Origin of the sequence: Nocardia transvalensis (assembly GCF_015477765.1) — a bacterium.
Taxonomy (GTDB): Bacteria; Actinomycetota; Actinomycetes; order Mycobacteriales; family Mycobacteriaceae; genus Nocardia; species Nocardia transvalensis_A.
This window is the reverse complement of record NZ_JADLQQ010000001.1, coordinates 30,036-49,854: the sequence shown is the minus strand read 5'-3', so window position 1 is coordinate 49,854 and position 19,819 is coordinate 30,036. Positions and strand designations below refer to the sequence as shown.

Annotated in this window: 22 protein-coding genes; 13 read left to right on the top strand and 9 right to left on the bottom strand. The window is 68.6% G+C overall.

The window, feature by feature from the left end:
• Positions 1–21: 21 nt before the first annotated feature.
• Complete coding sequence (locus IU452_RS00285; RefSeq protein ID WP_195106824.1) at positions 22–783, bottom strand: 3-hydroxyacyl-CoA dehydrogenase; 762 nt, start codon at positions 781–783, stop codon at positions 22–24.
• A 156-nt stretch (positions 784–939) separates the two neighbouring features.
• On the bottom strand, positions 940–1,371 hold the full coding sequence (locus IU452_RS00280) for an SRPBCC family protein (RefSeq protein ID WP_195106823.1): 432 nt from the start codon (positions 1,369–1,371) through the stop codon (positions 940–942).
• A gap of 113 nt (positions 1,372–1,484) precedes the next feature.
• Here IU452_RS00280 and IU452_RS00275 point away from each other — a divergent pair, with 113 nt between their 5' ends.
• Together IU452_RS00275 and IU452_RS00270 are read left to right on the top strand one after the other, a co-directional pair.
• Positions 1,485–2,144 carry an ABC transporter ATP-binding protein gene (locus IU452_RS00275; protein ID WP_324192362.1) on the top strand — a complete coding sequence of 220 codons (660 nt, stop codon included), beginning with the start codon at positions 1,485–1,487 and terminating at the stop codon, positions 2,142–2,144.
• A complete protein-coding gene (locus IU452_RS00270) occupies positions 2,141–2,917 on the top strand; it encodes an ABC transporter permease (protein ID WP_195106822.1) in 777 nt (258 codons plus the stop codon). Before IU452_RS00275 ends, IU452_RS00270 begins: the two co-directional genes overlap by 4 nt.
• Before the next feature lie 7 nt (positions 2,918–2,924).
• Here the strand turns inward: IU452_RS00270 and IU452_RS00265 are convergent, their stop codons facing one another.
• Entirely contained in the window at positions 2,925–3,083 is a 159-nt protein-coding gene (locus IU452_RS00265) for a hypothetical protein (RefSeq protein WP_195106821.1), read from the bottom strand.
• Between the two features lie 441 nt (positions 3,084–3,524).
• Between IU452_RS00265 and IU452_RS00260 the strand changes: the two genes are divergently transcribed.
• The 4 genes from IU452_RS00260 to IU452_RS00245 are packed head-to-tail and all read left to right on the top strand — an operon-like array spanning position 3,525 to position 6,177.
• Positions 3,525–3,857 carry a hypothetical protein gene (locus IU452_RS00260; protein ID WP_195106820.1) on the top strand — a complete coding sequence of 111 codons (333 nt, stop codon included), beginning with the start codon at positions 3,525–3,527 and terminating at the stop codon, positions 3,855–3,857.
• Positions 3,838–4,356 (top strand): DUF6879 family protein, encoded by a 519-nt coding sequence (locus tag IU452_RS00255; RefSeq protein WP_195106819.1) that lies wholly within the window; start codon positions 3,838–3,840, stop codon positions 4,354–4,356. Before IU452_RS00260 ends, IU452_RS00255 begins: the two co-directional genes overlap by 20 nt.
• Positions 4,353–5,195: a helix-turn-helix domain-containing protein gene (locus IU452_RS00250; protein ID WP_195106818.1), complete on the top strand. Its 843-nt coding sequence runs from the start codon at positions 4,353–4,355 to the stop codon at positions 5,193–5,195. The genes IU452_RS00255 and IU452_RS00250 overlap by 4 nt, the downstream gene beginning before the upstream one ends.
• Before the next feature lie 28 nt (positions 5,196–5,223).
• Positions 5,224–6,177, top strand: a complete 954-nt coding sequence (locus IU452_RS00245; RefSeq protein ID WP_195106817.1) for a TIGR03557 family F420-dependent LLM class oxidoreductase — start codon at positions 5,224–5,226, stop codon at positions 6,175–6,177.
• Between the two features lie 14 nt (positions 6,178–6,191).
• On the opposite strand, the gene IU452_RS00240 is transcribed toward IU452_RS00245, so the two are convergent.
• Positions 6,192–6,626 carry a DoxX family protein gene (locus IU452_RS00240; protein ID WP_195106816.1) on the bottom strand — a complete coding sequence of 145 codons (435 nt, stop codon included), beginning with the start codon at positions 6,624–6,626 and terminating at the stop codon, positions 6,192–6,194.
• Positions 6,627–6,725: 99 nt separating this feature from the next.
• Between IU452_RS00240 and IU452_RS00235 the strand changes: the two genes are divergently transcribed.
• The gene (locus tag IU452_RS00235) at positions 6,726–7,292 is read left to right on the top strand and encodes a TetR/AcrR family transcriptional regulator (protein WP_195106815.1); all 567 of its coding nucleotides are present in this window, start codon (positions 6,726–6,728) and stop codon (positions 7,290–7,292) included.
• 2 nt (positions 7,293–7,294) lie between these two features.
• Here the strand turns inward: IU452_RS00235 and IU452_RS00230 are convergent, their stop codons facing one another.
• Positions 7,295–8,197 carry a PE-PPE domain-containing protein gene (locus IU452_RS00230; protein ID WP_195106814.1) on the bottom strand — a complete coding sequence of 301 codons (903 nt, stop codon included), beginning with the start codon at positions 8,195–8,197 and terminating at the stop codon, positions 7,295–7,297.
• Positions 8,198–8,212: 15 nt separating this feature from the next.
• Positions 8,213–9,040, bottom strand: a complete 828-nt coding sequence (locus tag IU452_RS00225) for an IclR family transcriptional regulator (protein ID WP_195106813.1) — start codon at positions 9,038–9,040, stop codon at positions 8,213–8,215.
• Between the two features lie 88 nt (positions 9,041–9,128).
• Here IU452_RS00225 and hutH point away from each other — a divergent pair, with 88 nt between their 5' ends.
• The 5 genes from hutH (at position 9,129) to hutI (ending at position 16,116) form a co-directional block, all read left to right on the top strand.
• Positions 9,129–10,676, top strand: coding sequence for a histidine ammonia-lyase (hutH, locus tag IU452_RS00220; RefSeq protein ID WP_195106812.1), 1,548 nt, complete (start codon positions 9,129–9,131; stop codon positions 10,674–10,676).
• Complete coding sequence (gene hutU / locus IU452_RS00215; protein ID WP_195106811.1) at positions 10,673–12,325, top strand: urocanate hydratase; 1,653 nt, start codon at positions 10,673–10,675, stop codon at positions 12,323–12,325. Before hutH ends, hutU begins: the two co-directional genes overlap by 4 nt.
• On the top strand, positions 12,322–13,533 hold the full coding sequence (locus IU452_RS00210) for an allantoate amidohydrolase (protein WP_195106810.1): 1,212 nt from the start codon (positions 12,322–12,324) through the stop codon (positions 13,531–13,533). Before hutU ends, IU452_RS00210 begins: the two co-directional genes overlap by 4 nt.
• Positions 13,530–14,825 carry a formimidoylglutamate deiminase gene (locus IU452_RS00205; protein ID WP_195106809.1) on the top strand — a complete coding sequence of 432 codons (1,296 nt, stop codon included), beginning with the start codon at positions 13,530–13,532 and terminating at the stop codon, positions 14,823–14,825. The genes IU452_RS00210 and IU452_RS00205 overlap by 4 nt, the downstream gene beginning before the upstream one ends.
• Before the next feature lie 103 nt (positions 14,826–14,928).
• Positions 14,929–16,116, top strand: a complete 1,188-nt coding sequence (hutI, locus tag IU452_RS00200) for an imidazolonepropionase (RefSeq protein WP_195106808.1) — start codon at positions 14,929–14,931, stop codon at positions 16,114–16,116.
• A gap of 4 nt (positions 16,117–16,120) precedes the next feature.
• Here hutI and mscL read toward each other — a convergent pair whose 3' ends face one another.
• Complete coding sequence (gene mscL / locus IU452_RS00195) at positions 16,121–16,564, bottom strand: large conductance mechanosensitive channel protein MscL (protein ID WP_195106807.1); 444 nt, start codon at positions 16,562–16,564, stop codon at positions 16,121–16,123.
• A gap of 148 nt (positions 16,565–16,712) precedes the next feature.
• Entirely contained in the window at positions 16,713–18,536 is a 1,824-nt protein-coding gene (locus tag IU452_RS00190) for an APC family permease (RefSeq protein WP_195106806.1), read from the bottom strand.
• 144 nt (positions 18,537–18,680) lie between these two features.
• Here IU452_RS00190 and IU452_RS38780 point away from each other — a divergent pair, with 144 nt between their 5' ends.
• Positions 18,681–19,412 (top strand): helix-turn-helix domain-containing protein, encoded by a 732-nt coding sequence (locus IU452_RS38780; protein ID WP_324192361.1) that lies wholly within the window; start codon positions 18,681–18,683, stop codon positions 19,410–19,412.
• Here the strand turns inward: IU452_RS38780 and IU452_RS00180 are convergent.
• Positions 19,394–19,774, bottom strand: a complete 381-nt coding sequence (locus IU452_RS00180; protein WP_195106805.1) for a VOC family protein — start codon at positions 19,772–19,774, stop codon at positions 19,394–19,396. The genes IU452_RS38780 and IU452_RS00180 overlap by 19 nt on opposite strands.
• Between the last annotated feature and the right edge of the window lie 45 nt (positions 19,775–19,819).

Genomic DNA, 19,819 nt, shown 5'->3' with positions numbered 1-19,819 from the left:
TTCGCGTGGCGTGTGACGACGTCAGCGGGGCGCCATGCGGATGGCGCCGTCGAGGCGGATGGTCTCGCCGTTGAGCATCGGGTTTTCCACGATGTGGCGGGCCAGGGCGGCGTATTCCGCGGGGTCGCCGAGGCGGGAGGGGTGCGGGACCTGGGCGCCGAGGGAGGCGATGGCCTCGTCGGGGAGGGTGGCGAACAGCGGGGTGTGGAACAGGCCGGGGGCGATGGTGACCACGCGGATCTTCAGGCTCGCCAGGTCGCGGGCGACGGGCAGGGTCAGGCCGACGATGCCGCCCTTGGAGGCGGAGTAGGCGGCCTGGCCGATCTGGCCGTCGAAGGCCGCGACCGAGGCGGTGTTGATGATGACGCCGCGTTCCTCGCCGACCGGCTCGGTGGCCGAGATGCGTTCGGCGGCAAGGCGTATGACGTTGAAGGTGCCGATCAGGTTGACGTTGATGATCTTGGTGAAGTCGGCCAGCGGGAACGCACCCTTCTTGCTCACCGTTTTGATCGCGTTGCCGATACCGGCGCAGTTCACCGCGATTCGCAGGGCGCCCAGCTTGTCGGCGGCGTCCAGGGCGGCACTCACCTGGTCCTCGCTGGTGACGTCGGTGGGTGCGAAGACGACGCTCTCGCCGAGCTCCTCGGCGATGGCCTCACCGTTGGACGACGGCAGGTCCAGGATGACGACCTTGGCGCCCTGGCTGTGCAATTCGCGGACGGTCGCGAGGCCCAGTCCGGACGCTCCACCGGTGACCACGGCAACGGCATTGTCGATCTGCATGTGACGTTCCCTTCTGCTCTGCGTCGGCGCCAGATTAACCGGCGCCGCGTCGCTAAGTAAATAGAGATTCGCATCCCGTCAGCGCAGAACTAGAACATGTTACACCGTGTTGGCGACCGTCATCCAGGCATCGCGGACGTGCCCGGGCGCGGCGGATTACGCGTACAGCTCGACGAAGCGCGCGAGCGAACGATCGATATCGCCCCTCAGTGCCCGCGCCACCGTCGCACCGATCGGTCCGAACAGCGGCCGCCCGCCGAGATCGATGTCCACGGTGACCTCCGACCCGTCGCCCTTGGGCGCGACGAGCAGCTGCAGCCCGAATTTGGTGCCGCCCTTACCGGCTCCGCTGAGCACCAGCCGGCGGGGCGGTTCGGCGGTGCGCACGGTCCAGCGCACCCGGTTGCGCAGCCCTTTGACCGAGGCGACCCCGACCAGTTCGGTGCCGGGGGTCAACTCCTCCGGCACGCTGCTGCGCCAGGCCTCGTGCATGACCAGCCACTTGTCCAGCTCGCGCAGATTCGACGTATGCGCCCAGGCCTCGTCGGGGGAGATGGGCACATCGACGGAGACTTTCAGTTTTGCCACGCCAGCAGGATATCGGCGGCGAGTGCGAATAGCCGAACGGTGTGTCACACATATCTCCGACGGCGGCGCGTGCCCATGATGCGATGCCGCCCGATCTGGGGCATGGTGGGGCCGTGCACAGCATCGTTCTGGAGCAGGTCGGGGTCAGCCACGGGGAGACGCCCGTGTTCGCCGACATCTGGGTCACCGTGCCGGGCGGCCGATGTACGGCGGTGGTGGGGCCGAGCGGGGTCGGCAAGACGACCCTGCTGCGGCTGCTGAACCGGTTGGCCGAGCCCACGACCGGGCGCATCCTGCTCGACGGTGTGCCGATCACCGATATCGACGTCCTCGAATTGCGGCGCCGGGTCGGGCTGGTGCCGCAGCGGCCGACGCTGCTGGCCGACATCGTGATCGACGAGGTGCGCGTGGGTCGGCCAGCGCTCACCGATCAGCAGGTGGGTGAGCTGCTGTCGTGGGTGGGCCTGCCGGAGACCTTTGCGCACCGCCGCTGCTGTGAGCTGTCCGGCGGTGAGGCGCAGCGGGTTTGCCTGGCCCGCGCGCTGGCCGTCGGGCCCGAGGTGCTGGTGCTCGACGAGCCGACCTCGGCGCTGGACGAGGCGGCGGCCGCGGTGATCGCGGAGTTGATCCGCGCCCACTGCCGCGCGGGCGGGGCCGCGGTCCTGGTCAGTCACGACAGCGGCTTCGTGGGTACGGTCGCCGACGACATCCTGATGCTGGAGGGCGGCCGGCTGTCCCCGCTCGGCGCCCTCGACGAACGGAAGATGCAATGACACAAGATCTTTCGGTGCCGGGCTGGGGCGGGGTGGCGGCCTCGCTGCTGCTGGTCGCGCTGGCCGCCGCCATCGCCTATCGGCAACATCTGCAGGTGACTCGGGAACTGGTGATCGCCGCGGTCCGGGCGGGTGTGCAACTGGTCGCAGTGGGTGCGGTACTGCTGTTCCTGTTCCGCCACACCGGATTACCGGGCGCGCTGGGCTGGGTGGTGCTGATGATCGTCATCGCCGGACAGGTGGCCGGTCGCCGCGGCGCCGGGCTGCCGCATGCGATCCGGTCGGCGACCATCGGGGTGGCGTTCGGCGCGGTGCTGACACTCGGGGCGCTGATCGGGCTCGGCATCATCTCCACCGAAGCGCGGGTCGTGGTGCCGGTGGGTGGCATGGTCGTCTCCGGCGCCATGCAGGCGACCGGAATCGCGTTGCGCCGCTTGCACGAAGACGCGCGCGAGGCGCGGCCGGCCGTGGAGGCGCGGCTGTGTCTGGGCCTGTCGGCACGCGAGGCATTTCTGCCGTACCGGCGGTCGGCGCTGCGCACCGCGCTGGTTCCGACCATCGACGCCACGAAGGTGGTGGGCCTGATCAGCCTGCCCGGCGCCATGACCGGCCTGATCCTGGCCGGGGTGGACCCGCTGACCGCCATCCGCTACCAGATCGTGGTCATGTACATGCTGCTGGCCGCCACCGCCCTGGCCGCCCTCGCCGCCGCCCGGGTGGCCGAGCGATCCCTGTTCGACCCGGCACAACGGCTGGTGGCGCTGCCGGTCTGAACCCGTCTCAGTCCCCCTCGGCGTCCTCGCGGTCGATCCGTGCCCGGATCTCTTGCACAGACCTGCCTTTGGACACACTCTGCGGCCAGAACGTCGCCACGACAAGGACTCCCAGGGGGATGCCGATCGCGATGAACAGGCCGATAGGCCAGCCGAGCAAGCTCACGACGCCTCCATACCGGTCTCGTCGTCCTGGTCATCGGGCATCGGGGAGGCACTGCCGACGCGCCTGAAAAGCTCCAGGTATACGCCTGGACCGCTCTCCGGGTCGGGATCCCCGTAGTCCCGGATCTCCAAAACGCCCCCGGGGAACTCGAAAAGCCTTGTACGCCAATTCATACCCGGCCCCTACTCGGTCGTTGGTGAGGCGGCTCGGGGCCGGGAGCCGATCAGGTCGGAACCGTAGGGGCCGTCTGCAACTCAGTCCCTGCGGGAGCTCCACCAGCCCCGAGCGCGCCATAACCGACGCTACAAACCGCAGATTCAGCGGTCTAGGCTCATGCCTGAATATGCTCAAACTCGTTGATCTGCGCACAGAGCCGACAACAGCGAGGGATCATGGGGAGCGCGCGAGCATGAACGCGCATGATCCGATTGGAGGCCAACCATGCGGTTACATTTCCTCGGCAAGGGTGGGAGCCAAGGGGGTGGCTGTCCCTCGCTGTACGCCACGGATAGCAGCACCTATGTCGTGCAGGGGTGGAAGACGAGCACGCCGGGAACCATCGAGATCCCTCACTCGCTACTCGGATTCGCCCTGCCGGACACGTTCATCGGTGTGACCCTCACCGACACCGGCCGGGGAACATTCACCCTGTCCGGTGCACCGGTTACCGACCTCGAGGCACTGGCGCAGATGGATATCTACCCCGATGAGATGGCTATCGAGGTCGCCAAGCTGGAGAGGAGATTCTACGGCAATGCTGCTGGTGCACGGTGAGGCATTCAACGACCTGTTTCGCGAGGCGAAGAATGAAGCGTTCCATCTGGAGGTAAAGGACTCTTACGAGACACCCGAAGAATCAGAACCGTTCCGCCGGTTTCTGAATGATCAGCCAGACGACTACGCATGGTTGCAAGAGTGGCTGGACCTGATTACGGAGACCACGGCGCGCGGTGTGAAAGTGCACCGCGCTCGCGTGGTCACGGTGCCGCACACCGATTACGTGCGCTGGTCGCTGAAAGTCGCCCTCCAGAACACTCGCGCAGGTGAGGAGATCCGCTATCTACCAAGGCATTCGATCAAGTTTAGTGAACTGACAACTGACGATTGGTGGCTTTTCGATAACGACGTGCTGGGGTTCACCGTGTTCGAGCCGTCTGGCCGATGGGCAGGCGCGGCAGTGACCACCGATCCACGCATTGTGGATTACGCCCGCAAGGTCAAGCATCGAGTCTGGCCGCTGGCAATGCCGTTCAGAGAGTATGCCAACCAGTGACCAGTTCACTTCACGAGGCACAGGAAGCTCTCGGCGCACGGCTCCGGGAGCTTCGCCTAGATGCAGAGATCAGCGGTACCGAGCTTGCCCGCCGTGCCGGTTGGCATCAAACCAAGGTCAGCAAGATTGAATACGGCAAGACCAAGCCCACGGAGGCTGATATCCGGGCCTGGTGTTCCCACACAGGCAGTGAGAGCCAACTACCCGACCTGATAGCCACTCTGCGGAACATTGAGGCTGCCTGGATGGAATGGAGGCGTGTATTGGGCACCGGCACCAAACGGAGGCAACAACTCTCGATCAAACTCGAAGCCGAAACCGAGGTAATGCGATGGTATGAGCCGCGTCTGATACCGGGATTGCTGCAGACGGCGGAATACGCCGAAGAGATCCTACGCAACGTTATCGAGTTCCAGAACGTGCCAAACGATCTGGATGAAGGCGTATCCAAGCGGATGGAGCGCCAACAGATCCTCTACCGTCGTAACCACAAGTTCCATTTTGTTGTAGCGGAGCAAGCATTGAGGACCACGGTAGGCAACGATCGAATTATGCTCGGACAGCTGGACCGGCTCTTGGCCGTGGTCGGAATGCCTCGCGTGACGCTGGGCATTGTTCCGGCCGATGCAAGATACCGAGTGCCTACCTCGAATTTCATCATGTTCGACAACAACAGGGTCATGGTCGAAACCGTGACGGCCGAGCTGACGATCACCCAGCCGCGAGAGATAGCCCAATACGGACGGGCGTTCGATGTGCTGGCGAAACAGTCCGTCACCGGAGACGCGGCGCGGGAGCTGATCCGTAAGGCGCTGGAGACTCGCGTTCGGGCTGTGTAGCCCCGCCCGCATCGGGTAGTCGGCCGCTGTGACGAGTATCGGATATTTTCTTGCCAGTGAGCAGTTCGGGCCGAATGAGCTGGTGGAGCAGGCGAAGCGGGCCGAGCAGGCCGGGTTTTCGCGGCTGTGGATCTCCGATCACTTCCACCCGTGGAACGATGCGCAGGGGAACAGCCCGTTCGTCTGGGGGGTGATCGGGGCGCTGTCGCAGGCCGTCGATCTGCCGGTTACGACGGCCGTGACCTGTCCGACCATGCGGATTCATCCGGCGATCATTGCGCAGGCGGCGGCGACGGCCGCCATTCAGCTCGATGGCCGGTTCGTGCTGGGCGTCGGCAGCGGTGAGGCGCTCAACGAACATATCTTCGGTGATCCGTGGCCGTCTCCGCCGACCCGGCTGGAGATGTTGCAGGAGGCGGTCGAGCTGATCCGGGCCCTGCACCGCGGCGAGATGGTCGACCACGACGGACGGTTCTATCAGGTGCAGCAGGCGCGCATCTATACCTGCCCGAAAGAGCCGGTGCCCATTTATGTTTCGGGTTTCGGGCCGATGGCCACCCGGCTCGCCGGGCGGATCGGTGACGGCTATTGCACGGCGATGCCGGATGCGGATCTGGTGCGGCTGTTCCGGGAGTCCGGGGGCGGGGACCGGCCGGTGCAGGCCGGGACCAAGGTGAGCTGGGACCGCGACGAGGAGGCGGGGCTCGAGGCGGCACATCGGTTGTGGGCCAATGAATTGCTGCCCGGGCAGCTGGGGCAGACGCTGCCGCGCCCGCGGGATTTCGAGGATGCGATGTCGCTGGTGCCGAAGGAGACCACGCGCAGCCACTTCGCGGTCGGACCGGACCCCGAACGCCATATCCGCCAGGTGCGGCAGTTCCTCGACGCAGGGGTCGACGAGGTCTACGTGCAGCAGATCGGGCCCGATATGGAGGGCTTCTTCCAGGCGTGGGAGAAGGAGGTCCTGCCCGCGCTGCAGTGATCGCATGCGCGAGGTCACAGCGCGGCCAGGAGGCACGCGCCGATGAACATCGCCTGAACGACAGTGCGGGCGGGCAGCGGCATGGTCTTGACGCCGATGCCCGCCCGCGCGGCACGCACGTTGGCGGGGAACATCACCACCATCAGCGTGGCCAGGCAGAGTGCGGCGATCGGAGCGACCGGCGGGATCAAAAGCCCTATGGCACCGGCCAATTCGAGAACGCCGGTGAGGGTGACCAGGCCAGCGGGTGACGGTAGCCGTGGCGGCACCATGGCGATGAGCGCGTCGCGGCGCGGCGGCAGGAAGTGGGCCGTCGCGGTGAGCAGGAACATGGCGGCCAATCCGACGCGGACGGCATGCGGCCAGGAATCGAGCCATTCGACGAGGCGTAGCCACCCGGCGAGACGGGCGAGTCCGGTGGTGACGAGGAGAACGAGCAGGGGTGCCACCGGGGGCTCCTGAAGATCAGGCAGTGAATCTTGACAGTGGCTAGATTAGGGATGACCTGCAAACTTGTCAATGTCTAGTTCCTCGTCGACCATCGAGGGGTGACCAAGAGCGCTTACCACCACGGCGACCTGCGCGCGACCCTGTTGCGGGCGGCGGCCGACCAGATCGCCGCCGAGGGCATCGATGCGGTGTCGCTACGCGCATTGGCGCAGCGGGCCGGTGTCTCCCACGCCGCCCCCGCCCACCACTTCGGCAACCGGCAGGGCCTGCTGACCGCCTTGGCCGTCGAGGGGTTTGAGCTGCTCGCCGAGGAAATGCGCCCTGTCGCAGGCGATTTCCGCGAGGTGGCGATCGCCTACATCCGCTTCGCCCGCCGCCACCCCGGCCACTTCGACGTCATGTTCCGCCATGACCTGCTGCGGTCGGACGACGAACAACTGGCCACCGCCCGCACCCGCTCCGGCGAGCTGTTGCGTTCCGGCGTCCAGGGTTTGGGCGTCGCCGCGCAGGACCGCCCCGCCACCGAACTGGCGGCCTGGTCCCTGGTCCACGGCTTCGCCTCGCTGTGGCGGGAAGGGGCCCTGACCGATTCGTCCCTCGGCGGCGACGACCCCGAAGCCCTGGCCCGCCGCATGGTCGCCACGGTCCACTTCGTGGCGAGCTAGCCTCAGCGGCACATCAGGGCTGCCACCGGTGGATGGGCGTCCTCGCAGAGGATGGTGCGCGGGCCCCAGAAGTTCAGGTGGTTGGCCGAGTGGCGCAGGGCGGTGAGGCCCGGAACTATCTCTCGCACACCGTATTTGTCGTGCGGGAAGGTCTGCAGGAACGTCACCAGGGTGGCGGTGGTGATGGCGACCTTGCGGACCATCTGCAGGGGGTCTTCGCCGAGTTCGAGGATGGCGTCGCGCAGGCGACCGAACAGCAGGCTGTCGGCGATGCGGGAGATCATCGTGTACGGGTCCACCAGCGACAGTTCGATGGCAAGGTCGTGTCCCAGGTGCAGATAGGTGTCTCTGAGGTCCGCGTCGCCGTAGATATCGCCGGGCAGGCAGTAGTCGAACCAGTCGATGCTGCCGAAACCGCTCACGGAATCACCGGAAATGCCCTGTCCGACAAGCTGGTTGCCCAGCGGAAAGGTGTGCCCGGGCGTGCGGTGCGGTGAGGCGAACGTGTGCAGCCAGCGGCAGTCGGGCAGCCGGTCCCGCAGTTCTCCGGACACCAGCTTCCGGCCCACCAGCGACGCCACCGCGCCGCCCTGGCTGTAGCCGAGAATGCCGAAGCTGCCCCGATGGGCGCGGATGAGCCGCACGACCTCCGCGACCCCCATATCCCGTGACTGCCGATAGGAGGGCCGCCCCAGCGCGTTCAGCAGGCTCGCACCACCGCACGGTACCGGACCGAAACTGGCCGGATAGTTCACATACACCACGTCGAAGACCGCGCGGTCGAGCAGATCGGTGACACCGGTCAGCATCCCGATCTCGGTGCCCGGATCGATGCCGCCGTGCCGCTCGGCCGCCGCGACGGCCTCCCAGGTGCCCGGAATGCAGAAGAGTTTGTGCTGAGCCACGTTTCGAGCCTGCGCTCAGTGGCGGGCAGTGGCGCGAGTAGTGCGGTACTCGAATTCGCGGCGGCGACCGTCCAGGGCCGCGGTCAGTGCCGCCGCGGTCGTCTTGACCTGTGCGGCGAGCTCGGGCCAGGTCTGCCCGCACACCGCGGACTCGTCCGGACAGTGGTGGCGCACGGTGACACCGACCGCCGCGATGGGCCTGCCCCCGTGATCGAAGACGGCATCGGCGACCGTCGCGAAACCCGCCGTGACGAAGCCGTCTTCGACCGCCCACCCGCGCTGGGCCTCGGCCCGCAGCAGCCGCCGCAGCTGGGCGAGAGTGCGCGGGCCGCGCGGAGTGCGCATCGGAAAGGCGGCCGGGCCGGGGAACAGGGCCCGCACATGCGGGCGGGTCAGATGGGCGAGCATCGCGCGACCGGTGGCGGTCAGGTGTGCGGGCAGCCGCACACCCACATCGGTGACCAGGGTCTGCGGCCGCGGCGGGCGCTGCTCGATCAGATACAGCGATTCGTTGCCGTGCAGGATCCCCAGATGCGCGGTGTGACCGACGGCGTCGACGAGGGTGCGCAGCAGCGGGGCGGCCACCCGTTCCAGGGGATCGTGGCGCAGATACGCCGAGCCGAGTTCGAAGGCCGCGATACCCAGTCCGTATTTGCGTTCGGCGGGCAAATGGACGACGTATCCGGCCGCCTGCAATTCGCCCAGCAGGTGGTAGGTCGTCGAGCGCGGCAGGCCGAGTTCGCGCGCCACGACCGCCGCCGGAACCGGCCCGGCGCGGCGTGCCAGCAGGCCGAGCACCTGCAGCCCGCGTCGCAGCCCCGGAACGTCACTGCTGGATCCCACGGGCGCACTGTAGCAACTGTCTGGAATCCCAGACAGATTCCGTCCGGGACTGCTCGATCCCGACGGGATGAACCGATGGAATGGGTCCATGACGCGAATCGGAATCGACCGGGTGCTGGTGGGCACGAAGCCGTTGACCCCGCAGCAGGTGCTCGCCGTCGCCCGGGACGGCACCGAGGTGACCCTTGCCGACGACGCCCTGGAACGGATAGCCGCGGTCCGCCGCCACATCGACGGCCTGGCCGACAGCGCCCGCCCCGCCTACGGCATCTCCACCGGCTTCGGTGCGCTGGCGCTGCGCCACATCCCGCCGGATCGCCGCGTCGCCCTGCAGCGTTCGTTCATGCGCTCGCATGCGGCCGGTGCCGGGGACCCGGTGGAGCCGGAGGTGGTGCGGGCGATGATGCTGCTGCGGTTGCGCACGCTGATGAGCGGGCACACCGGAGTTCGCCCGCAGACCGCGGTCACGCTGGCCCGGCTGCTCAACAGCGGACTGGTTCCGGTGGTGCCGGAGTATGGCTCGCTGGGCTGTTCCGGCGACCTGGCGCCGCTGGCCGCGGTCGGGCTGGCGATGACCGGCGAGGGTGAGGTGTTCGACCGCGATGGCACGGTGGTGGCGGCGGGACCCGCCCTGGTGGACGCCGGTATCGAGCCGCTGGTGCTCGCCGAGAAGGAGGGCCTGGCGCTGACCAACGGCACCGACGGCATGCTCGGCATGCTGCTGCTGGCCATCGCCGATCTGCATCGGCTGCTGGATGTGGCGGATCTGACCGCGGTTATGAGCGTGGAGGCACTGCTGGGCACCGATCGGGCCTTCGCCGCCGATCTGCAGGAACTGCGCCCGCATCCGGGGCAGGCCCGGTCGGCGGCGCTGATGCGGGCCGCGCTGGCCGGTTCGCCGATCGTGGCCAGCCATCGCGGTGACGACTGCCCGCGCGTGCAGGATGCCTATTCGATGCGCTGCGCACCGCAGGTGCACGGGGCGGCCCGCGACACGGTGGCCCATGCGGAGACGGTCGCCGGACGCGAATTGGCCGCCGCCATCGACAATCCCGTGGTGCTCGACGACGGGCGGGTGGAATCCAACGGCAACTTCCACGGCGCGCCCGTGGGGTATGTGCTCGACTTTCTCGCCATCGCGGTCGCCGACGTCGCGAGCATCGCCGAGCGGCGCACCGACCGAATGCTGGATGTGCACCGCTCCCATGGTCTTCCGGCGTTCCTGGCCGATGACCCCGGTGTCGACTCCGGCTACATGATCGCCCAGTACACCCAGGCCGGAGTGGTGTCGGAGCTGAAGCGGCTGGCCGTTCCGGCGTCGGTCGATTCCATTCCGTCCAGCGCCATGCAGGAGGACCATGTGTCCATGGGCTGGTCGGCGGCACGCAAACTGCGTCGCGCCGTGGCCGGGCTGACCACCGTGCTGGGCATCGAACTGCTCACCGCCGCACGCGCTTTGGATCTGCGTGCCCCGCTGGAGCCCGCGTCCCTGACCGGGGCGGTGCGTGATCTGGTGCGCGCCGAGGTGCCGGGGCCGGGCCCGGACCGCCATCTGGCGCCCGATATCGCCGCGGTCACCGAGCTGATCCGTTCCGGCGCCGTGAATTCCGTACTCGATCGTGAGGTGTCCCTATGACGACGCGAACCGTCCGTGCCGCGCGCGGTACCACCCTGACCGCCCGCACCTGGCAGACCGAGGCCGCGTTGCGCATGCTGCACAACAACCTCGACCCGGAGGTGGCCGAGCGGCCCGAGGATCTGGTCGTCTACGGCGGTCGCGGGAAGGCCGCGCGCGACTGGGCCAGCTTCGACGCGCTGACCCGCACCCTCACCGATCTGGCCGCCGACGAGACGCTGCTGGTGCAGTCGGGGAAGCCGGTCGGTGTGCTGCGCACCCACGAGTGGGCGCCGCGGGTGTTGATCGCCAACTCGAATCTCGTTCCGGACTGGGCGAATTGGCCGGAGTTCAGAAGGCTCGAGGCGGCCGGGCTGACCATGTACGGCCAGATGACCGCCGGATCGTGGATCTACATCGGCACGCAGGGCATCCTGCAGGGCACCTACGAGACGTTCGCGGCCGTGGCGGCCAAGCGATTCGGCGGCAGCCTGTCCGGAACCCTCACCGTCACCGCGGGTCTGGGCGGTATGGGTGGTGCGCAACCGCTGGCGGTCACCATGAACGACGGTGTGGCACTGTGTATCGACTGCAATCCGCTGCATGCGAAGCGGCGCGTGCAGACCCGGTATCTCGACGAGATCGCCGACGACCTCGACGATGCGCTGCGGCGGGTGCTGGCGGCCAAGCAGGAGCGGCGGGCGCTGTCGGTCGGGCTGATCGGCAATGCCGCGGAGGTGCTGCCGGAACTGCTGCGCCGCGATGTGCCGGTCGATATCGTCACCGACCAGACCTCGGCGCACGACCCGCTGGCCTATCTGCCGATCGGAGTGGCGCTGGAGGACTGGGATGACTACGCCGGGAAGAAGCCCGACGAATTCACCCGGCGCGCACGGGAATCGATGGCGGTTCATGTCGCCGCCATGGTCGGGTTCCAGGACCGTGGGGCGGAGGTGTTCGACTACGGCAACTCCCTTCGTGGCGAGGCCCAACAGGGCGGATACGACCGCGCGTTCGACTTCCCGGGATTCGTGCCCGCCTATATTCGCCCGCTGTTCTGCGAGGGGAAGGGCCCGTTCCGGTGGGCCGCGCTCTCGGGTGATCCCGCCGATATCGCCGCCACCGATCGCGCCATCCTCGAGCTGTTCCCGGAGAACGAGTCGCTGGCCCGGTGGATTCGGATGGCGGGTGAGCGGGTGGCGTTCCAGGGGCTGCCCGCGCGGATCTGCTGGCTCGGCTACGGGGAACGAGACCGCGCGGGGATGCGGTTCAACGAGATGGTGGCGCGTGGCGAGCTGGCCGCACCCGTGGTGATCGGCCGCGACCATCTCGATTGCGGTTCGGTGGCCTCGCCGTATCGGGAGACCGAGGCGATGGCCGACGGCTCGGATGCCATCGCCGACTGGCCGCTGCTCAATGCCCTGGTCAACACCGCATCCGGGGCGAGCTGGGTGTCGATCCACCACGGGGGCGGCGTCGGCATCGGCCGGTCCATCCACGCCGGACAGGTCACCGTCGCCGACGGCACGGAACTGGCCGCGCAGAAGATCGAGCGGGTGCTCACCAACGATCCGGGAATGGGCGTGCTGCGGCACGTCGACGCGGGGTATGCGGAGGCGGAATCGGTTGCACGCGAACGGGACGTGCGGATTCCGATGTGGCAGCCATGAGCGCGAACGGGTTGCTCACCGAGATCGAGCGGGTGGGCGCCGATCCGGTGCGTGGCGGCTATTCGCGGCATGTGTTCGGGCCGGCCGAACTCGAGCTGCGGGAGTGGTTCGTGGCGGCGGCGCGTGCGCGTGGTTTGGATGTGCACACCGATCGCAATGCCAATCTCTGGGCCTGGTGGGGGGAGCCGGGCCCGGATGCGGTGGTGACCGGCAGCCATCTGGATTCGGTGCCCGGTGGCGGTGCCTTCGACGGGCCGCTCGGCGTGGTCAGTGCGCTGGCGGCGGTCGATATCCTGCGCGGACAGGGGTTTTCTCCGTCGCGACCGCTGGCGGTGGTGGTGTTCGCCGAAGAGGAGGGCGGGCGGTTCGGGGTGCCGTGCCTGGGGTCGCGGCTGCTCACCGGGACGCTGGCGCCCGATCGGGCGCTGGCGCTGCGTGACGGGGCGGGCGACACCTTCGCCGAGGCCGCCCGGGCCTGCGGCTTCGACCCCGGCAGATTCGGTCGCGACGAGGAAGCCCTGGGGCGCATCGGCACATTCGTCGAACTGCATGTGGAACAGGGCAGGGGACTGGTCCACCTGGATGCGCCGATCGCGGTCGGCAGCGGCATCATCCCGCACGGCCGGTGGCGGTTCACCTTCACCGGCCAGGGCAACCACGCGGGGACGACGCTGCTCGACGATCGCCGCGACCCGATGCTTCCGGCCGCCGACTTGGTCTCGGCCGCACGGCGTCTGGCCGCGGGCGTCCCCGATGCCCGCGCCACCGTCGGGCGCCTCGTTCCCACTCCCGGCGGTACCAATGTGATCGCGTCGCGGGTCGATGTCTGGCTCGATGCCCGCGTCCCCGAACCCGGCAGCGCCCGCGACCTGGTAGCCGAGATCGCCGAAAAGGCGCGCGCCGCAGCGGAACTCGAGGGCTGCGCGGTGGAGGTGCGAGAGGAGTCCTACGAGGGCGCCGCCGCCTTCGACCCGGCCCTGCGCGACGACTTGGTGACATTGCTCGGCGATGCTCCGGTGCTGCCCACCGGTGCGGGCCACGACGCCGCGGTTCTGGCGCCCTTCGTGCCCACGGCCATGCTCTACGTCCGCAACCCCTCGGGCATCAGTCACGCGCCGGAGGAGTACGCAGAACCCGGGGACGTCGACCATGGTGCGCGAGAGTTGGCCCGGGTGCTGGCGAGGTTGGCGGCAGGCGGGAACCGATGAGTACCCACTGGTGTCGGCAGGCATGGTTGCCGAACGGGGTGGCCGAGGGTGTGCGCCTCGAGATCGACGGCGGCGTGATCACTTCCGTGAGTGCGGGGCAAAGCCCGAGTGGCACAGTGCTGTCCGGAATCGTGGTGCCCGGCTTCGCCAATACCCACTCCCATGCGTTCCATCGCGCGCTGCGGGGGCGCACCTTCGACGATCGGGGGAGCTTCTGGACGTGGCGGGAACGGATGTACGCCGTCGCCGAGCGGTTGGAGCCGGACGCGTATTACCGGTTGGCGCGGGCGGTCTATGCCGAAATGGTGCTCGCCGGGTACACCAGCGTTGCGGAGTTCCACTATCTGCACCATCCCGGGCCGGGGAAGCGGTACGCGGACCCCAACGAGTTCTCCCATGCGCTCGTCGCGGCCGCGGCCGAGGCCGGGATCAGGCTGACTCTGCTCGACGTGTGCTATGTCGCGGGAGGTTTCGGCAAGCCGACCGAGGGTGTGCAGGGCCGGTTCGACGACGGTGACGCCGAGGCGTGGGCTCGTCGTGTCGAAAGTTTCCGGCCCGCAGGCGATCTGGTGCGGACCGGGGCCGCGATTCATTCCGTACGGGCGGTGCCCGCCGACCAGATGCCGATCGTCGTTCGTGCCGCCGCCGACGGCCCCCTGCACGTGCATCTGTCGGAGCAGCCGCGCGAGAACGAGGAATGCCTGGCCCGGCACGGCTGCACGCCGACCGAATTACTATCCGGCGCAGGGGCTTTGACGCCGCACACCGTCGCCGTGCACGCAACACACCTCACCGACGGTGACATCGCCGCCCTCTCCGAGTGCTGGGCGAGCCTGTGCCCGAGCACCGAGGCCGACCTGGCCGACGGGATCGGCCCCGCCCGCCGCCTGGCCGATGCCGGGGTCCGGTTGTGCCTGGGCAGTGACGGGCATTCGGTGATCGACCCCTGGTTCGAGGCCCGCGCGCTCGAACTCCACGAGCGCCTCGCCAGCGGCCACCGGGGCCGTTTCGACGTCACCGAACTGCTGACCGCCGCCACCGCACACGGTGCCTCCGGGTGGCCCGACCTCGGCGCCCTCGCTCCCGGCCAGGGCGCCGACCTCGTCCACGTCACTACCGAATCCGCCCGCACCGCAGGCGCGCTCGGCCCCGGGATCCTTTATGCCGCAACCGCGGCTGACGTCACCGACGTGATGATCGCCGGTCGGTGGGTCGTCCGCGACGGTCGCCACCGGACGGTGCACGATGTGGCGAGCGACCTCGACCGCGAGATCGGAGCGCTCTGGACATGAGCCGCGCGAAGCCGGGAATTCGGGAGCCAGGGAAATTCCCCGGCGTTACGGTCGCCGGTGGCTGGGTAGTCCGCGACGAGGACGAGATCGGAGCACAGTGGCGATGAGCGATACGCGCAGCATGCTGATCACCGGCATCGGTGAACTCACCACCAACACAGAGGAATTCGGTGCCCTGCGCGACGCGGCCGTCGTGCTGGAGGATGACCGCGTGCGCTGGGTGGGGCCCGCCGACCAGGAGCCCGCGGCCGACGAGCGCGTCGATGTGGAGGGCCGCGCGGTGCTGCCCGGCTGGGTGGACAGCCATACCCACCTGGTGTTCGCGGGCGATCGGACCGCCGAGTTCGAGGCGCGCATGGCCGGGCAGTCGTACTCGGCCGGGGGAATTCGCACCACCGTCGAGGCCACCCGCGCGGCCTCGGACGAGGTGCTGGCGGTGAATCTGCACCGATTGCGGCAGGAGGCGTTGCGGCAGGGCACCACGTGCCTGGAGACCAAGACCGGTTACGGTCTCACCGTCGGGGACGAGAAGCGGTGTGCCGCACTGGCCGCGGAGGTGGCCGACGAGGTCACCTTCCTGGGCGCCCATATCGTGCCGCCGGAGCTGTCGGCCGAGGAGTACGTGGATCTGGTCTGCGGTCCGATGCTGGACGCGGTCGCCGAGCATGTCGGCTGGATCGATGTGTTCTGCGAGACAGGTGCTTTCGATGCCGAGCAGTCCGCGCGGATTCTCGCCGCGGGCCGATCCCGCGGCCTCGGGCTGCGTGTGCACGGCAATCAGCTCGGCCCGGGACCGGGTGTGCGACTGGCGGTCGAGCAGAGTGCCGCGAGTGTCGATCACTGCACGCACCTCACCGACGCCGACGTCGAGGCGCTGGCTTCGGCCACCACCGTCGCCACCCTGCTCCCGGCCTGCGACCTGTCGACCCGCCAACCCCTGGCCCCGGCCCGCCGCCTCATCGACGCGGGGGCGCGAATCGCCCTGGCCACCAACGCGAATCCCGGCAGCTCCTACACCACGTCCATGGCCTTCTGCGTCGCCACGGCGGTGCTGCAGATGAAACTGTCGATCGCGGAAGCGATCTGGGCCGCCACCGCGGGTGGTGCGCTCGCCCTCGGTCGCGATCTCGATGCCGACGGTGCGGTCGGTGTCCTGCGTCCGGGAGCCCGCGCCGACCTCCACGTCCTCGACGCCCCGTCGGCCGTGCATCTGGCTTATCGCCCCGGTGTGCCACTCACCTGGGCGGTCTGGCACCGAGGTGACCAGGTCGTCGTTCCCGCCGCCCCCTGATTCCTCAGTTCCGATCCACCAGCCTGCTCACGCCGACCCCGCTCGGGCCGGTCTCGCGCTGCTCGGCCTGGACGGCCAGCAGGTCCCGGATCTCGATCAGCAGTGCGGTCTGGGTCGGCTCGACGACGGTCTTCTTCTTGCCGCCGAACCGCTTCTGCACAGTCTTCATCGGCAGGATGAGCACGAAGTAGAGCACCGCGGCCACCATGACGAAATTGACGGCCGCGGTGATGATGGAGCCGAGTGAGACGAAAGTCGCGGGTTTGCCGGACACCAGTTGGACGCCGAGTCCGAGCTGGCTGCTGCTGCCCATCACCGCAAGGAGAGGTTCGACGACGCCCTTGGTGACGGAGGTGACCACCCCCGTGAACGCGGTACCCATCACGACCGCGACCGACAGGTCGATGACGTTCCCCCGCATCAGGAAGTCTTTGAACCCTTTGAGCATGTCGACCCCACAATCCGAACCGGCCTTCTCTACGTCGGCGAAGTCTAACGGGCGAATTTCCGGCAATTGATTCCGGCCGAAAGCAGGCCGGAGAGGGGAGGAAGGCTCCGCCCGCCGGAGAGGGGAGGAAAGCCTGGAATGCCGGATCTCAATCCACGTGGAAGGTGATGGTCGCTGCGATGGCGTCGGTGCGGGCGCGTAGTTCCCTGGTGATCAGCGGGAGGCGTTGGTTGTGCAGCAGGCGGTAGCGCCTGCGGCGTGATTCGATTCGTGGCAGCAGCACGATCACCAGGCGGTCCGGGGCGGCGAGTTCGTCGGCGTAATCCACGATCGGCTCGATCAAGCGGCCGCAGGGGCTGGGTAGCACGCGCAGGTCCACGCCCGGGTCCCACTCCTGCCATCTGTTGCGCAGGGTCGCGGTGACCTCGGGGTCGATGTCGACCGCGACCGCGTGTACCTCGTCGCCCATGCGCCGCGCGGCCTCCAATGCCCGCCGCGTGAGCCAGCTGACCGCGACCACCGGGACGACCACCGTCGTCTGCTGCGCCGGATCGGTCTGCGGCGCAGGGATGGTCGTCCCCATGCCCAGGAAATTGGCGACCTCCCGGTAGTAGTGCTCGGTCCGGTCGAACAGCAGCATCAGCGCCGGTGCGAGAAATATCAGCAGCCAGGCCCCGGCGGTGAACTCCGCGACGAACAACACCAGGGCGGCGAGGGCGGTCGCCGCGGCGCCGATGGCGTTCAGCAGGACCCTCCACCGCCAGCGCGGGCCGTGCTCGTCGACCCAATGCCGCATCAGCCCCGCCTGGGTGAGGGTGAATCCGACGAAGACGGCCACCGCATACAGCGGCAGCAGCCGGTCCACCCGGGCATCGGCGATCGACAGGACCAGCGCCGCGAGCACCGCCAGCGCCACGACCGCGTACCGATAGACCGGACGTTCGGCGCGCAGGGCGAACAGGTGCGGCATCCGATGGTCGCGCGCCAGCTCGCTCAACAGCACCGGCAGTCGGCCGAAGCCCGTCCCGGCCGCCACCCCCAGCGCTCCGGCGATCACGAGATTGGCGATGTAGAACAGGATTCCGGTGCCGAAGGCCGCGGCCGCCAACTGCGCCAGCACCGTCACGCCGTCGCGCGGCAATATCTCATGTGTCGCAATATCTTTCGCGATTCCGAGCAGCAGCACCCCGAGCAGTAGACCCACCGTCACCTCGGCGCGCTGGGCGCGCCGCACGGCCGGTGCGCGGAAGGCCGCCGCGCCATCGGCAACCGTCTCCACCCCGGTCAGCGTCGAGGTTCCGGCCGCGAAAGCCCGCAGCAGTACCAGCGGCCCGATCACCCCGGGCAGGTCGTGCAGATCGGCCGGTGTGCCGATCTCCGCGACCGGATGGGTGCGGATCAGCCCGCCCACGATGATCGCGCCGAGCACCACCAGATAGAGCAGTGTCGGCACCGACAGCACCTTGGCCGATTCGGCGATCCCGAACAGGTTCAGCAGCGTGAGCACGGCCAACCCGATCAGGGCCGTCACCAGTAGATGGTCCGCGACGATCGAGAACATGCTGCCCAGCGCCGCCGCGGCCGCCGCCACACCGATCGCCACCGTGAGCACCTGGTCGATCACCATCGCGGCCGCCGCGCCCAGGCTCGCTCCCCGGCTCAGTTGGCGTTTGGCAATGCCGTAGGAACCGCCACCGTCCGGGAATACCGCGACGGCCTGGCGGTAGGACAGCATCAGCACCAGCAGCAGGACCGCGACCACGACCGCCACCGGGACCGTGTACCGCACCGCCGACGCACCGACGGTGACCAGCGCCGCCAGCATTGCCTCCGGGCCGTAGGCCAGGCTCGACAGCGCATTCAGCGACAGCGTCGCCACCCCGCCGATCGCGGTGAGCCGGTAGGCGTCGCCGCGTTGTCTGCGGCGCTCGCGGCGATCCGGAATCCGATCCACCTCCGCGGTGCCGCCCATGAACTCGCGTCCTCCTTCGACTGATACGGCTGGTCGAGACGGTGGTGCAGAGTAATTGCCGAACGGACCGACAGCGCGGTCGTACTCAGACTAGAGGGATTGCTGCGATCGCGTGCGATGCCGAGGCCGCGCTAGTCTCGAAATGTGGTGATCCATCCGCCCCCGGCCTATCGGGAACGGCCCGCGCGGCGGGTCGAGGGAGCCGTGGTGTGGACGCGCACGATCACCGCGGGCGACGACGATCCCGTCCTGCCCGACGGCTGTATGGATCTGCTGTGGATCGGGGAGCGGTTGTTGGTCGCGGGCCCCGACACGCGCGGGTATTCGACGACGGTCCCCGCCGGGACGACGGTGAGCGGGATCAGGTTCTTTCCGGGGACCGCGCCCGCGCTGCTGGGCGTTCCCGCGCACGAACTGTTGGACCGCCGGGCCGAACTCACCGATATCTGGCCGCAGGCGCGGGTGCGGGAGCTGATCGGAACCGTCGCGGCCGCACCGGATCCGCTGATCGGGTTGGAGAGCATCGCCCGGCGTCGTCTTGCCGAAACCGAACCTGCCGATCCACGGCTACGCCGGATCGTGCATCGGCTGGCCGAGGGTGAGTCGGTGGCCGCCACCGCCGACGAGGTCGGTCTCGGGGCCCGCCGGTTGCATCGAATGTCGGTGGCGGCCTTCGGGTACGGGCCCAAGATGCTGGCCCGGGTGCTGCGGATGCAGCGCGCGCTGGCGCTGGCCCGCGACGGAATCCCGTTCGCGGAGACCGCGTTCCGCGCCGGATACGCCGATCAGGCGCACCTGGCGCGAGAGGTCCGCGAGCTGGCCGGAAAGTCGTTGGGACGGCTGCTGTCCCGCGGGGGTCAGGACAGCGCGGCGTAGAGGTCGATGCCGTTGCCGTCCGGATCGTGCACGGTGGCGTAGCGTTGGCCCCACACCGCGTCGAACGGTTTCAGTTCGCCGTGATACCCGGCCTCGGTGAGCTCCGCATACAGCGCATCCACCTCGGCGGGGGTGTCGCAGCCGAACGCCAGGCCGATCCGCCCGGGCCCGCCCTCCCACCCCGGATGGAATTCGCGGACGTTGTCCTCGGTGTCGAGGGCGAGCCGGAACCCACCGGGCAGCGCCGCCTCTATGTGGCCGCCGATCGGTTCCCCGAACTCCAGCCCCAGTCGGCGATAGAAGGACAGTGCGGCGTCCAGATCGGCGACAACCACGCCGATCACGTTGAGTCGAGCAGTCATACGTCGAACGGTAGGAGCCGGTCCCGTGGCCAGTCTTGAACGAAT

What these genes read in the sequence shown, in the direction of transcription:
- hutH (WP_195106812.1), top strand. Translation starts at nt 9,129, where the DNA reads ATGACGCGAATCGGAATCGACCGGGTGCTGGTGGGCACGAAGCCGTTG.
- IU452_RS00205 (WP_195106809.1), top strand. Translation starts at nt 13,530, where the DNA reads ATGAGTACCCACTGGTGTCGGCAGGCATGGTTGCCGAACGGGGTGGCC.
- IU452_RS00190 (WP_195106806.1), bottom strand. Translation starts at nt 18,536, where the DNA reads ATGGGCGGCACCGCGGAGGTGGATCGGATTCCGGATCGCCGCGAGCGC.
- IU452_RS00260 (WP_195106820.1), top strand. Translation starts at nt 3,525, where the DNA reads ATGCGGTTACATTTCCTCGGCAAGGGTGGGAGCCAAGGGGGTGGCTGT.
- mscL (WP_195106807.1), bottom strand. Translation starts at nt 16,564, where the DNA reads ATGCTCAAAGGGTTCAAAGACTTCCTGATGCGGGGGAACGTCATCGAC.
- IU452_RS00270 (WP_195106822.1), top strand. Translation starts at nt 2,141, where the DNA reads ATGACACAAGATCTTTCGGTGCCGGGCTGGGGCGGGGTGGCGGCCTCG.
- IU452_RS00210 (WP_195106810.1), top strand. Translation starts at nt 12,322, where the DNA reads ATGAGCGCGAACGGGTTGCTCACCGAGATCGAGCGGGTGGGCGCCGAT.
- hutU (WP_195106811.1), top strand. Translation starts at nt 10,673, where the DNA reads ATGACGACGCGAACCGTCCGTGCCGCGCGCGGTACCACCCTGACCGCC.
- IU452_RS00255 (WP_195106819.1), top strand. Translation starts at nt 3,838, where the DNA reads ATGCTGCTGGTGCACGGTGAGGCATTCAACGACCTGTTTCGCGAGGCG.
- hutI (WP_195106808.1), top strand. Translation starts at nt 14,929, where the DNA reads ATGAGCGATACGCGCAGCATGCTGATCACCGGCATCGGTGAACTCACC.
- IU452_RS00180 (WP_195106805.1), bottom strand. Translation starts at nt 19,774, where the DNA reads ATGACTGCTCGACTCAACGTGATCGGCGTGGTTGTCGCCGATCTGGAC.
- IU452_RS00285 (WP_195106824.1), bottom strand. Translation starts at nt 783, where the DNA reads ATGCAGATCGACAATGCCGTTGCCGTGGTCACCGGTGGAGCGTCCGGA.